Annotated in this window: 5 protein-coding genes and 1 pseudogene; 2 read left to right on the forward strand and 4 right to left on the reverse strand. The window is 32.4% G+C overall.

What is annotated here, in order from left to right:
• Nucleotides 1-71: 71 nt before the first annotated feature.
• On the reverse strand, nucleotides 72-7,385 hold the full coding sequence (locus AACL19_RS04465; protein WP_339045315.1) for an ankyrin repeat domain-containing protein: 7,314 nt from the start codon (nucleotides 7,383-7,385) through the stop codon (nucleotides 72-74).
• A 28-nt stretch (nucleotides 7,386-7,413) separates the two neighbouring features.
• Nucleotides 7,414-8,709 carry a hypothetical protein gene (locus AACL19_RS04470; protein WP_339045316.1) on the reverse strand — a complete coding sequence of 432 codons (1,296 nt, stop codon included), beginning with the start codon at nucleotides 8,707-8,709 and terminating at the stop codon, nucleotides 7,414-7,416.
• A 781-nt stretch (nucleotides 8,710-9,490) separates the two neighbouring features.
• Here AACL19_RS04470 and AACL19_RS04475 point away from each other — a divergent pair.
• Nucleotides 9,491-10,339, forward strand: coding sequence for a lipase family protein (locus AACL19_RS04475; RefSeq protein ID WP_339045317.1), 849 nt, complete (start codon nucleotides 9,491-9,493; stop codon nucleotides 10,337-10,339).
• Nucleotides 10,340-10,521: 182 nt separating this feature from the next.
• Nucleotides 10,522-12,579, forward strand: coding sequence for a hypothetical protein (locus tag AACL19_RS04480; RefSeq protein ID WP_339045318.1), 2,058 nt, complete (start codon nucleotides 10,522-10,524; stop codon nucleotides 12,577-12,579).
• 280 nt (nucleotides 12,580-12,859) lie between these two features.
• Here AACL19_RS04480 and AACL19_RS04485 read toward each other — a convergent pair.
• Nucleotides 12,860-13,548 (reverse strand): annotated as a pseudogene (locus tag AACL19_RS04485) (IS256 family transposase); the annotation flags it as partial.
• A 90-nt stretch (nucleotides 13,549-13,638) separates the two neighbouring features.
• Nucleotides 13,639-15,156, reverse strand: coding sequence for an acyl-CoA carboxylase subunit beta (locus AACL19_RS04490; RefSeq protein WP_339045319.1), 1,518 nt, complete (start codon nucleotides 15,154-15,156; stop codon nucleotides 13,639-13,641).
• Nucleotides 15,157-15,439 lie beyond the last annotated feature (283 nt).

Genomic DNA, 15,439 nt, shown 5'->3' on the forward strand with positions numbered 1-15,439 from the left:
AAAGTAGGTCTGAGATTAATTTTCATAAATCAGTTGGCTCTACCTTTAGTAATCATACACCTTCTTTTTTATTATATTACATCCCTAACTTGAGTTAAATAACCTTGAGTAGCAATATTGTCTAGATAGCTTTTAGGCTTCTTGTTTTCTAAATTAGAACTTCTTTGCTGTTTTTGTACATTATTATCTTCTAGTACATTATTTTTACTATTATACAGAATTTGCTGTATTGATTGATCTAAAGATAGATTATTAAACTCAGCCATAAACTTATTAAATTTCTTTGGACTTAACATACCTGCAGATCCATTTTCCGTTCTAGGACAAGCTTTCTCTGCGTATGACTTTAAGATCTGAGAAATTTCATCAAATCTACCTCTTGCAATTTTATTATTAATCTCTTTTTCCATCTTCTCTATCTCTGCAAAATCAATATTTAATCGACGTTCCGATATACCACTTTTTAATGCAGCTTCTTTTACTGCTTTTTCAAACATTTGTCTAATATTTAACATACAGCTCAATGTTTGCGATTGAGACAAACCTTGATCCATTGAAGAAGTATATATTTGTCTTTTACCTCTCTTAGCTAGTAAAACATCTGCTAATAATACTGTGCCATTTACATCAGCTTGTGCTAAGTATTTATCTCCTATTCCTAATACAGTCATTTGAGGTTTATGGTTAAATGTTTGCTGCTTTTCATAATTAGTACTATAACCTATTTCATTTACTCTGTTTTTACCATTAGCATAGGAATTACTAGTAAAAAACCCTCCTATTGAATCCTTCATCCATGCAATACAACTATTTATCCATGATGATGTTCTTATGCCGCTACTTGATGCTATCTCAAGTTGATTACTTGAATCTGTAGAAAGAGGTTTACGTGATAAATTATGAGTATTATGATCTCCATGGTGATGACGGCGTTTGCGCTGTACAGGCCTTTCCATTTCTTCCTTAAATTTTTCTAAATATTCTACAACATCAAAATGTTTCGTATAATTAGCAATATTTAATGGTGTCCCATCATCATTAGTTTTAGCTTCGATACTAGCACCTCTCTCGAGAAGAAGTTTACATACATCCAAATTATCTTTGTAAGCAGCATAGTGCAAAGGTGTCCAACCATTCTTACTTTTAGCTTCAATGTTAGCACCTTTATCTAAAAGAAGTTCAACAGTGACTTTAGATCTATTATTATTCTCAGCGGCTACATGTAAAGGTGTTTCATCGTTAATATTTTTAGCCTCGACACTAGCGCCTTTCTCGAGAAGAAGTTTACATACATCCAAATTATCTTTATAAGCAGCATAGTGCAAAGGTGTCCAATCATCCTTGCTTTTAGCTTCAATGTTAGCACCTTTATCCAGAAGAAGCCTAAACATTTTAAATTTATTATTGTCCTCAACAGTCATGTATAAAGGTGTTTCGTTATTGATAGTTTTAGCTTCAATATCTGCACCATTATCTATAAGAAACTTCAATATATCGAAATTATCCTTATAAATAGCATAATATATAGATGTCCAACCGTACTGGTCTTTAGCCTCAATATCAGCACCTTGATCAAGAAGAAACTTAGCTATGCCCAATCTATCTTTCTGAATAGCCCAGTGCAAAGGAGTATGGTAATAAGCATCTCTACCTTCAACACTAACATATTTTCTATCAAAAAGAAGTTTAACCACATCTAACCTATTTTCTCTAATAGCTACATATAAAAGTGTCAATTCATAATTACCCCTAGTGTCAATATTTTCAATTTTCTTGACTAAGTCTTTTGCTATATCAATGTTAGATTGCACTACAGCATCAAACACCTGCTTTGTCAATATAACTGCTTTTTCTTTACTAAATTCCACTATAATATCTTCTGAATTACAATAAGAAACTATACGTTTTGAATTAGAAATTATTGCGTCATTAAAAGCAAAGATCATTTCCCTTGCAGATTGATAGGTATTCCAATTTTCTACCTTTACAAGGACAGCACCTTCACGCAACAGTAATAGACTATCATTAATAACTTTCATATTGAAATCTAATATAGACTTATCTCTTAAATCAATTAAACCAATATCGTTCTTATTAACGGGCTGATTATGATAAATCTGTAATCCTTGCTCATCTGGCTTGTAATACCTAAAAGAACTAGGGTTATCAGCTCTTTCTCTGAATTCTTCTGGTTCTATAATATTATCATTTAACTTTATAGATAAATCCCAATTTTCGTGAACAAGAGAATAGTAGTTCGATATTGATAATGCTTCCTTATCTGATAATAACAGTGAGTCATTATTAAACTTTAAAAAGAGTACTTTGTCTGAATCAAATGTGAAACAATTATAATGATTTAAAAGATCAGTGCCATTAACGCTAAATCTTCCATCTATTTTCAAGCTGTGAGAACAATAATCACGCTCTAGTTCCCCATCCTGAAATTTGTAATATTCTTCCCCGTCGAATGTAACTGTAATATCTTTATAACCTGGTAGCAGGGTTACATTTAGGCCATTTTTGTTAATCTTTATTTCTCCCTTATCATTTTCTATAAATGGCATATCATTTAATGTACTATTTAGTTGGCTAAAATCTAATATACCATTTGCTTTAGCAATCGTAATATTAGCATTTCTTTCATCAAAAAGATAAAGGTGACTTATATCGCTTGGAGCTTCCCAATAAAAATTATGATGCTCTTTATCAGGATAAAAAATATGATTACTAGCACTACCTATAGTACTATGATAATTAGTGGTCGATAATTGCTTTGTAATATTAAAGTTTGAATTGTCTATTTTTCGCAAACTATCTAACTCATCATCTAATATAACATTGCTACCTACACTCTTTGTTACTTGTAAATTTGTTACTATACCATTAATATCTACTTTTGTTGGAGTTACAAATAAATCATCTGCTGTTTTTACTAACGTCTGTTTTTCCACGCTTATAAAATCTCCACTTTTATTGTAGATGTTTGTTATATTATTAGCATGAGTTACATTACCTATATCATTAAAATTTATCGGTAATAATACCAAACCTTTTCCGTAAATAGAATCACCAAAATAACCCTTTATTGTAGTAAAGTTTTTTGCTGTTATTGTATCATTTCCACCCTTACCATCTACATAACCTGCATGAGAAGTTTCTATATGGTTAACTCCGTTACTGCCAACGACAGATTGTATATTTTTTGAATCTGTAAAATCACCTTTTACTATAACTATGTTTTTTTGTCTATTTATTCCTAAGTTACAAGAAAGCCTATCATCCTCTATGTAAAAAAAATTGTTGCCTGATTTCTGTACATTACAGCTCTCTAACAAGCTCATAAAATAGTACCTATTTTCCACCTTATCACTTCCTCTTTTACTTAAATCAGAAATAGATACATGAGTTCCAAAAAAAATAACGTTAAGACTGTCTTCCTCGCTTACACGTATATCGGTGTATAAAGATTTAATGTAATACATATCAGTTTTATATTTATGAAGACTATCATTTTCATACATAACTACGTTTTGGCAGTGAGGTGGATATTCTTGTAAAGACCATTTCTCTTTTACTGTACTTAACACTTTATCTTTATGTGGTGAAGAATCATCGCATAATGCTTCACTTGGTAATTTATGCCAAATTTCTCTAGATACTTCTTGTTCCTTAATATTATCACCATACGGCCCACAAACAATATTGTAGTTTTCGAGAGAGTGAGGAACTATTCTAGAATAGTGACCAGTGTATCTTGTGTTAGATGAAGACATAATAGCAGTAAAGTTAAAATCAAATTCTCTACCAACAACCTGTGTTCTAATGCGGCAAGCATCAAACAGATGTTTCATCTGATTATCTATGTCATCTACTACGCCTCTTTTCTTTTGACGAAGCTGATTATTAGTAGCATACACCACTTTCTTAACTGAAATGGGAGGTAAGGATATAGCTATCCTGGAATGATCATTCTTAAATTTATCTACAATCTTTGATATATACTGTTTATATATCTCTTTCACTTCCATATTATCTTCTATATAATGAGGTATTTTTTTACCAAGAAAGAAATCCCAATAAAAGTCATGCTTTTCCTGATCTGTAAGATTTATGTGCTCTTCTAATTTTTCTACCTCAAGCTTTACTTCTGCAAATTGTGATATGATAATAGCAGCAACTGAGATACCAGCACCAACTGGACCAGCAAATTCTCCTATTACCCCGGTTTCTAAACCTGCTACTGACATTGTTTCAGTAACAACTGCAGGTACATCTGCAGCTATAAAGATGGAATTAGTTGCGATGTTTAAGTCAGCAATCTTTATATCTACAGGATCTGTTGCATTCTGCCTTGCTTTTATTGACTCTGCTAGCCCTAAAAATGCTGCAAAGTTACCTATAGCACGTCCCATAACTGGGGCAAATCCTTTTAACATCTGAGAATCAAGCTTTGTTCCTAACTCTAATATTTTTCCAGAGATCTTTTCACCAATCTTTGGCATTACCCAGAGATTTAATGCATCATAACCTAGCCCTTCTACATCTCCATTTGCTATATGTTTACCAACTAAAAATGCCGTAAAGGCAAGACCTGCACCTTCTGCTACTTTTCCTATTTTTTCTGCTACTCCGGATCTTCTAAGGATATTTTTTATTTCTTCTTTATTTTCTATATTATCCTTCATCTCCTTTACAATATCCTTAATTTCTGGGTCTATTGAATTTAGATCTATATCTTTAATCTTTGCTACAAATGCTTCTTCAACATTTTTGTCTATAATTTCACCTTCAGATATCTGCTGAGAAAGCTTGAAAAGCTGATCATAGAACTCGATGTTCTTTACTTTTTCTACTACCTTGTCAGCATTGAACAACTCTTTAATAAGTTGCTTTTTTCCTTCCTCTGTGATCTTTTCTTCATCAAGTGAATCTATGCATGGTATACCTATATCACGTCTTTTTCTTGTTGCACATTGGCTAAAACTAAAAATGGAGCTATGAACTACCTTAACAGGAGTAAATTCATCTTTACTTACTAAAATAAGAGAATTTGCATTATTTGCTCCTTTATCAAATACAATACCCATAAAAGCTACTTTGTTGCCATCTGTGAGCGTTTTATAAGTAACACCTTTTGTATACTCTTTAGTTATTTGATCATTTGCTTCTGTTATTAATGCATCAGCTGTCTTACCTTCCCTTGGTCCTTTGACCTCCAATCCTACCGGATCATACTCTTTAGCACTGTTAGCTTGATTTGCAAACTTAATACCATGAACTAGCATATCAATGCGTTTTCCCCTACCTGTTTGAAACTCTGTTAATATTAACGCTCTATCTTCTTGTTGTGGCTCTCCTAGCTTGATATCACTATAATGGTCAAATGCTCCATGCAATACTGCCTGAGTATGTGCTTCTTTTTCTATTAAACCTTTAAAAGGTAACATTGCCTCGCCTACTTTGCCAAATAACTTCTTGTACTTACCTATTGATGAAGATTGATCTTGTGAAGGAGCAAGCTGAGATACTAGTACTTCATCAAATGTTTTCTTAAAATCCTTAGGGTAAGGAACATTCTTAAAATTACCTTTAAACTTATCAGATTTTTTACCATTATACTCTCCTAGAAAAATAGGCTCATTAACTTCAACACTAAAATATTTTTTAAAATCTGATTTTTGTTCTTTTATATTAAAATTAAGATTTAATTCCACTATCTTTCTATTTCCTATCTTTTGTTCAAGTTTATTAAGAGGAATGCCTTTTTTTAATATTTCAGCTTTTCCATCTGATTCAACAATATTCATTACATAAGCTGATTTTTTATCACTTTCTGGAACAAATACCATTGTTACAACTGCATGACTTTCATCAAGCCTAGATGACTCAGCTAACTTTTCATCTGCCTTCTTGGCTGCTTGGCGTTGAGGAATACCTCTACCTTTACTTTCTAAACGAACTTCAGTAGGTACGTTTTCTTCATAAACAAAAATATGTTTTTCAAAACTCGTCTTTAAATCCTTAACTTCATTTAACAATAGTGATTGTCCTAACAGAAACCTACTAAAATAATGATTATCTCCCTTCTCTCCCGTGCCAGGAAATGTATGATATACACGTTCTATATTATTTTGAATTTGCTTTTTTAACTCTCCTTCATCAATTTTACCACTGTTTCGTTCATCAATAGATCCTAACATATCATTAAAAAGAGGTATAATTTTTTGATCACGTGACTTAGCAACGATATCTGAAATGGGAGATGGATGATCAAGGTTTACACCAACACATAAAATATCATCTGCAGTAGTTAAAACTCTCATCACGTTTGGTTGAAAACCTTTAGTATAATCTTCTGCCTGTTTTAAAGCAGCAGCTGGTGTAGTTCCACTCTTTTCCCCTATTTTACCTTCTTTTAACTCTGCTTTAGTAGCAGCTTTTAACTCTATAATAATAGGAGTTGCATTTAACGATCTATCCTTACCACGTGGCACTAAAACAATATCAGCGTAACCTCTTCCTGCAAACTGCTCTAGATAAACCCTAAGATTATGTCTATAGCGGAAATTCACAAGAGCTCCTGCTATAAACCCATGATGTGACGCCTCTCGTGCTTCTTTAGCATAAATAAGTGAATCCTTATATTTTAAGTGGATTCCACCAACCTTTTTAAGAATTTTGTCAAAAGATTTTTTAACCTCTTTTTTGTCAGAATTAGTTAGGTTTGATATATCACTTTCTGGATTACTCCATAATCCTTTTTTTATTTCCTTAAACTCATATGTTATAGAAGTATCTTTATCCAACTTATTACTTCTTACATCAACAGATATTCCTGTTGTTTTTCCATTGGTATCTTTCTCTTTAGTAATTTCTACCAATTGTATGCCAAGCTTATCCCCATCTCTAGCCTGCCTTATAAGATTATTACTGGCAACTTTAGTATTACCTAGCACTTTATCTAACTCACCATAGCTAAACTTTTTTCTTGTGCTATCAGATTCTGCAATAACAAAGAGCTTTACCTTATCAGCTGCATCTTCTGGACTTTTGATTTCTCCTTTTTTAATAACAGCTACCTTTAGAGTTTTTGAACTATCAAAACTAAAATATATCTTTTCAATATTTAACTTTTTTGCAATTTCTGTATCTGCTAAGGTGGAAAAGCTTCCCAAAAAGAAATGAGGAAAAAAACCTTCTTTACCTACTGAATGTAAATATGATGGAATCTGATCTATATATGACTGAAACCTTGTCTTGAAAGACTCAAAATCACTTCCTTGTTGAGTTGAAGTACTTGGATTAGCTCCTACATTTAAACCTACTTCTCGAATTAATAATTCTATTAACTCAAAATCTTGTGGTTTTTCTTGATTTGGCATAAAACCCCCTATTAATATACAATTTTTTCTATTTACCCAATCCTAAATTAGACTGACCGTGTACCCTTCTAAATTTCATCTCAGATAGATCACCACCTGGGCCAGGCATATTTTCTTGGTTGAGATCTTTACCAACAGACTTATCATAGACTAAAAATCTATTTAATGAATTATCATCTCTTTGCTCTAATATAGAGCGTATGTAATCTGCTTGCTTATATGTCATAAATTCCTTTATTTGATCAGAATCTAGTTTGTCTAGCACTGCCCACACAGCCTCCATACAACCTTTTTCTACCCAACGTACCAATAGATTTTTGTGAAAAAGGGCAGATTCATCCATCACTTCTTCATTTATTACAAGAGCACGATGACTGTCAAACCCTTCTTTTGTCCATATGTGCAGGAAAAGCTTTTCAGCTGCACCTACATAATGTCCTGAATAGTTTTGTATTTCTATAGAGTACAAACGAGTATGATAACAACCTTCTGAAATATCACTTGGTCTTAAACAATCAAACAATTTCTGAAATTTATCAAAGTTCAGCATATCCACCATAATATTTAAAGATCCATAATGACGATTTTTTTCCAAATCTCTTTTCAAAAGCTCTGGATATCTATTAGGATTTATTTGGTTAAAGAAAAATTCAAATATATCAGGATAAATACGGAAATTACCTCCTACTGCATATACTGCATTTTTCATTAAGACTTCATCCTTCTTTTGTGCACTCATTTCATCTCCAGGCAAAGATTTTATCTTATTCCAAAAGAACTCAACTGCTTGCACTTGTCTGCAATCTATAGCACAGTCAAGCCCATACTCATATATATGACGACCTTTCAAATTTAGTCTAGAAGTATAGCCACCAACAAAATGTGACCAAAACTCCCCTAAAGCACCTTCTCCGAAACACCCAATTAAATGCTCATACTCTAATAAGCTACTTTTACCTTGAGATAATAATTCTTCCTTTCTTTCCTCAAACAAAGCTCTCACATCCTCTTCTAAGCAACACTCACATGCAATTTTGTACCTTTTCGCATCAGTAAACGGGTTATCTGAGTCTGGTGGCAAAATAAGTTTCTTACCTACCATTTGTCTATTGAGCTTCACTCCATGTAAATTATTAACTTTCTCCCAACATTCTTCATCAGACAATACTTGTGCAATAAAATTATGTTGTTTTTTGCCACCTCTTTGATGCAAATGCCAATTTACATAACACCAACGTTCAATTTGAAGAAGTTTAGATGCTCTATAAGGATCATCTTCTCTAATACAAGAAAATAAAACCTCTGCAATATCTCCACGGTCCATAATTACCTCCTTTAAAATGAATATTAAAAATATAATTTTGTTTATGTTAGCATAAATTTGAAAAGGCCATACTAATTTTAATATAGTGAAGTACTTTTATAACAACATGTAAACCAATTTAGATGAAAAAAATTGCCTAATTTTACTTTAGAAAAGAAAAAGCAACACAAGACATTTAGAATGTATCATAGCATAATTTAAAAGAAGCTTGATTATATATTTTGATTAAAGTTAGCGCTGAGCATAAATGTTATATTTACCGAACTTTACCTGTTATTACTCTCCTCTTTCTCTGAAGGGTAAGTACCTTCATTACTTTATACTATTACTAGAATATACTACTATAACCCATTTTACAGTATTAAAGGGCGAAACAGAGAGCAAGTTTTGAGAAACTGGAATGGTCCACCATAGCAACTTATATGAACTTTTCTCTATTCTAATTTTAGCATAATCTTAAACCTGCTACAGCAGCCTATTCTACCTTACATACATGTATACCTTTGTATCTAATTATGCTATAAAATAATCCCCTGTTTCACTTTCCACAATGTAGCTTTTTAAGCCTTTTTTCTCTAAAACATGGGTACCTTTTTGTAGTTTTGAGAGTAAATTTGGATTTTGGTTGGTGCTGGGGAGTGACGTATTTTTTACAAACTTATTAGTTTATCTGACCTCACTATAGGTAAAGAAAATCTTATGATCTCTTTTAAAAATTGAACAATTTACTTTATAAAATTAAGGTTTAATAATATACTTAATTAATATGTTGAGGTGGATAATGAGTGAAGATTCAATAGAAGATAAAAAATCTATTGGGGATGAATTGCAGCACTATTCTGCAGAATCTGAAGATAGCTTAGGTAGCTTTGAATGGATTAATTCTCCTGACCCAGACGAAATACAAATTGCAGGGTTCAACAAAAAGAAATTATTAGAAATGAGTCATTTTTGCAAAATAACTTATGGTAATAATGACTCAAAGTTATCCCAATCGGGATATAGAACTAAAGCTAAATTTATTGATGAAGAGTACAATATTATTCCATTCTACTACACTAATGGAACATTAGCTGGCTTTGTCTTTACAAAGGATGAAGAGATAACTATAGCTTATCGTGGTACTCAATATCCTGCTGATATTATAACTGATATGTGTGTAATGTTAACTCCTTTTGAGTTCCTGCCTGAAGGTGGAAGAGCACATTATGGTTTTTATTCCTCATTTCATGACTCGTTTGATAACAAGGTGGGCAGTCTTTCCCATGTTTTAGAAACTCATGCTAATGAGAAAAAACTAGCAATTAAAGATTTTAAGTTCTATCTTACAGGTCATAGCATGGGAGGAGCTATAGCTAAAATAGCTGCTTTATTTTTGAATAAGAAACTGGGTGTTCAAGATCTTCATGTTGCAACCTTTGCTGACCCAAGAGTCTTTGATCTTACTGCTAGTCAAATTTACAATAAAGCTCTTCCAAATAAGACTGTCAGAGTGGTTCAACATAGATACGATCCAGTGCCAGCAGTAGCACCTGGTTTTTTAGGTTATGTTCATGTAGGGGAACAATTAAGAATATCTGTAATTCCAGAATATACTATTCATAAAATAGATGGTTATCATCAACGATAAAAGAAAGTGATTTTCAACCTGATAATAGTGCATCTATCTTTTACTATCCTGTTAGATTATTGATCCTAATTAACGATATAGTCTTAGGTAATAGTCAATACTACGCTGCTAACTTTATAAGATATTTTTTATATCAGGACACTCCATATGCATGCTTTAACGCAATAAAAAATACTAACCATATGAGTGTAGTCCCAATTTCAACAATAACTTTTAACCCTTTAGGTCATAATATACAATTGAGAATGCCAATGATGCTGGAAGTACGTCAATCTCAATCTATTAGCATGATAAAAGGCAATAACTTTCAATTAGATAATAATGTATCTATCTTCTATTCCTCTGCTAAAATATTAACTCCAGTCAATAGTGCAGTTTTAGTAGGATTGTTTAATGGTACTGGTTTTAACGTTGATAGTCCTTTTAGAGGGAAAGTTGAATTTGTAATTCAAGACAGTAGCTTCAATCATAAAAATAAGGAAATAAAAGCTATACAAAACCTGAATTTAGTAGAGGAACCTGTAGAAAGTAATGTAATTCAAAACGGTGATCTAAATAATAAAAGTTTAGAATTTGAAGCTGAAGATAGCAAGCTTGCATTTGATGAGGAACAACAAGCAATCAGTGTATTCTTTGATAAAGTTTTGCCACAGCTGATGAAATTTCAAAAATTTTATAGGGAATATAGTAAATCAATAATAAAAACACCTACTGAAAAAAGATTAATTGACAATTATAGAGAATTTATAACAAAGCACTCAGACATTAATCTAGGAAGAAGCGATGTAGCCAATTTTAAGACTATTTGTGCTCATGGTACTAATGCATGGACAGTGTTCTCAGCATTTGCATTCACTAATTTACAGTTATTACCCAAATTTGCAATGAAAGTAAGGGGAGTACCTATAGGTGCAGGTGAATTAATATCTGAAAAAGAAAAAGCAAAGTTCAATAAATGGGTTTCTTATCCAAATACTATAAGCCAAAACTATGTATCAACTGTTTGGTTAGGATCTAAAGACTCAGCATTAGCAGAAGTATTTGATTATGCTGATAAATCAACAGAATTATATAAACGTGGTTATGATAAGTTCAAAGAAAAGCTGTTAAAAAAATGTAAGGATCAGAGTGTAGTACAAGAATTGAAAGAGATTTTAAAATCTGACTTAATGAGTAAGACATATGAAGCTTTATCCAGTATTCCAGTAGTGATTATTGGAGATGGAATTGGGGGAGTAGGAGTAGATTCAAGTATTAGTGGAGAAACTGGATATGAGAGAGTAAATATTAGAATAGTAGTAATTCCAAAAGTATTGCAAATATTCATTCAAAAGTTAATTGAAAAAATTAATCCTAAAAAATTTAAAGATGTAGCTTTGCTTACTATAGAAGAGTTAGTTGCTTTTGAAGATAATAGACCAAAAAAAAGAAAACCTACATGTTTTATAGAAGTAGGAGGACCAAGAGGTAGATTAATTCCTATGGGTGTACATAAAAATACTTTTATACACGATTTTTTAAGTACATTTGGTGATAAGTTACCTTTTAGTATTTCTGATAAATTTGATCGAGTGCCTATTGAAAGAACAACTTTAGAGAAAAAAGAAATTAAAGGTCAGCTTATAGCTAGCACTAGTAAAGCAGGTTATTACAAAGCTAATCCTGACATTAATGTAACGTATGATGAAGAGGATAGTAGTTATCTAAACACTGAAGTAGCTAACAATTTGTGTCTCATTAACAAACAAGAGTCTGATAAAAAAGAAGATACACAACAACCTGAGATACAATCCTCAATAACAGAGGACTTTGATTCTACAGAAGATTTAAATGCCAAATCAATATCACATATAGAGCCATCAATAACTGATGTAAGCAGCTCTACTATCGATGATGATTCCAAAATTGTGGATAGCAAAATAGTGAGCAGTAATCAGCAACAGAAAACCAGTACAACAAAAAAGGCTATGTATGCTACCATGATAGCTTCTCCATTCATAGCGGTAGGAGTTTACACTGCAGTAGCTTTATCAGCTGGAATAGTATCGTTTAACCATATCATTGCTGCTGGTATTTTTGTTGATGTAGCAACTCTTGCAGTTATGTATTTTTTAATAGCGAAAGTTTGTAAAAAAGTTAATGAAGAAAAAGGTAAGGATAAAAATATAAGTACATGTACTGCTCTTAAGAATGTCTTTACCCCTGAATGTTTTAAAAGCAGTGAAGCAGCAATTTCATGATGTGACAAACATGAATTAATTATGAATATAATTTAAATCTTTAACTTTAAAGAATGCCTTTCTATAGAGAAAGATGTACTATAAAGAAATTTGATGATTATGTAGTTTTGCAAATCAAAAGGGAGTGTTCCCCAAACTGGGTCAAAAACTCAACTAAATTTTCAATCTGTTAGGAAAGAAGGTATCAAAAAGCCCAATTTGGTATAGTCCAATTTTGTTCTATTTTTTTATAGCACCAAGGCATTTGTAATTGGTTTTTTCCTGATTTCTATGGGATTGGTAGTATAAACCTAACCGGATCAGAATACTTAAAATAGCCAGTTTCCCAATTATTTTGCCATAGGATTCCCCATTTTTCTTCTAATTCAAGCATTCAGCTATTTCTCTATTTGAAGCCTTTCTTCAAATCATTCATTTTGCTGGATACATATTTTAATGAGTTCCTTATCTCATATACAATTGCACTTCTGCACTGGGAAATACACTGTTTATGGCTGTAGGAAAGCTTTTAATACACAAATTCCACACTTTGAGATCATTCCCTAACTAAAACCTTCGCTTTCAGCTAGATAAAAACCTCTTTTTTTGATCTATGCCAAGTATATTATTTACTTACTTTAACTTTAAAAAATCATTGGGCAAGTAATTGCGCCACTCATTGGTAATATGTAATATTGCTGCTGCTGATATCTTATCGACTTGATAACTTTGCAAACATACTAAGAATTTTTGCTTCGGATGTAAATTAGTCTGTCTTTTTTTGACTACCTGTGGCTCTATCTCGAGGCATTACAAGCTCAAATGAATCTGTATTTTGAACTTTTCTACTTCCTCATTCTCATTTGTTCTAAACTTGCTTCTAGCAGCTTTTTGATTAATGGTGTCAGCACACCATCTCTTTCGGTTAGTTTCTCGTATAGATGACAGAATATTCTCTTCTAATTCTTTTTTTATACTATTTAAATATATTTATTCTCGATTTGACATTGTTTATTGAACATTCTTGTGAAGACTTTAATTTAAAGCTGGTTAGATTCATACAACCAAAGAAGTTATAGATTAAATTGGTAAATTATCGTGCTTACGCCAGGGTTTATTAGTTTTTTTATTTTTGAGCATCTCTAAGGAATTGTATAGACAACTTCTGGTATGACTTGGATAGATTATATCATCAATAAACCCACGTGATGCAGCAAGAAAAGGGTTGGCAAATTTTGTGCGATATTCTTGTACTAGTGATTTTATCTTGTTAGGATCTTTTTCTTGCCTAAAGATTATTTCTACCGCTCCTTCAGATCCCATAACAGCTATCTCTGCATTAGGCCAAGCGTAGTTGATATCACCTCTTAAATGTTTTGAATTCATTACAATATAAGCACCACCATATGCTTTACGTGTTATCACGCTAATCTTTGGTACTGTTGCTTCTGCATATGCGTAAAGCAATTTAGCACCATGTTTTATTATGCCATTATGTTCCTGATTTGTTCCTGGTAAGAAGCCTGGCACATCAATTAAGGTTATAATTGGAACGTTAAACGCATCACAAAAACGTATAAACCTCGCTGATTTACATGATGCATTTACATCTAAGCAACCTGCAAGCTGCATGGGTTGGTTTGCAACTATTCCTACAGTATTGCCTCCTATTCTACCAAACCCAATAATGATGTTGCGAGCAAAGTTAGGTTTTATCTCACAAAACACCCTCTCATCACAAATCTTTTCGATAAGTTCGTACATATCATACGGTACGTTGCAATTAGGTGGAATTAAGGTATTTAAGGAGTCGTCCATATAATCCACTGGATCTGAGGTTGGTCTAAAAATTGGAGATTTACTATTGTTGTCCGGTAAAAAGCTTAAAAACTGGCGTACTTGTATTAAAGCTTCAATATCATTTGTAAATACAAGATCAGCAATTCCTGTTTTACTTTCATGAATTTTTGCTCCACCTAAGTCTTTATAACTTACATCTTCATATGTGACTTTTTTTACAACGTCAGGTCCAGTGACAAACATGTACGAAGTATCCTTAACCATGAAGACGAAATCAGTTAGAGCTGGAGAGTAAACTGCACCACCTGCACATGGGCCCATAATTAAAGATATTTGAGGTATTATTCCCGATGCATCTACATTCCTTTGAAAAATTTCCCCATATCCTGATAAAGAGTCTGTCCCCTCTTGGATACGAGCACCACCTGAATCATTTAAACCAATAATTGGAGCACGTACACTTAGAGCCTTGTCCATTATTTTACATATTTTATTTGCGTGCGTTTGACCTAAAGAACCGCCAAACACTGTAAAATCTTGGGCATAAGCAAAAACAGTTCTACCATTTATTTTACCACAACCAGTTATGACCCCATCTCCTGGGATTTTAGCCATGCCAAAATTTTCTGATCTATGCTCAGCAAATGCGTCGTATTCTTGAAAAGAATTTTTATCAAATAAGATACAAATTCTTTCCCTTGCTGTGAGTTTTCCTTTTTTATGTTGTGCTTCAATTTTTAGATCACCACCACTTTTTTGTGATTCATACCTTTTACCATCTAAAACACTGAAGCGCATATTTTTATAAAATAAACTATGGAAGTTTAGTGCATTAAAAATTAAATGTATAGCTAATTTGGAAAATACTTTAAGACAATTTTTTTGCTGCTTTATCAATAGACTTCTTTCAAAATTCATGTAGGAGCTGAAAATTGTGAATAGCAGCGATCAAATTAAATCTCAATCCAAAACGTTTTCAAAGAAGTCTATTTTCAACATTGATTTTAGCTCCAATGTAATAGAAAAACTGTGACAACCTTTTATAGCCCATCCACTAAAGGTGATAAAATAAAGATTTAGG

Source organism: Candidatus Mesenet endosymbiont of Agriotes lineatus, from assembly GCF_964019585.1.
Classification (GTDB): Bacteria; Pseudomonadota; Alphaproteobacteria; order Rickettsiales; family Anaplasmataceae; genus Mesenet.

Excerpts from the sequence above, each read along its gene's own strand:
- AACL19_RS04465 (WP_339045315.1), bottom strand. The coding sequence starts at position 7,385 with ATGCCAAATCAAGAAAAACCACAAGATTTTGAGTTAATAGAATTATTA.
- AACL19_RS04470 (WP_339045316.1), bottom strand. The coding sequence starts at position 8,709 with ATGGACCGTGGAGATATTGCAGAGGTTTTATTTTCTTGTATTAGAGAA.
- AACL19_RS04475 (WP_339045317.1), top strand. The coding sequence starts at position 9,491 with ATGAGTGAAGATTCAATAGAAGATAAAAAATCTATTGGGGATGAATTG.
- AACL19_RS04480 (WP_339045318.1), top strand. The coding sequence starts at position 10,522 with ATGAGTGTAGTCCCAATTTCAACAATAACTTTTAACCCTTTAGGTCAT.
- AACL19_RS04490 (WP_339045319.1), bottom strand. The coding sequence starts at position 15,156 with ATGCGCTTCAGTGTTTTAGATGGTAAAAGGTATGAATCACAAAAAAGT.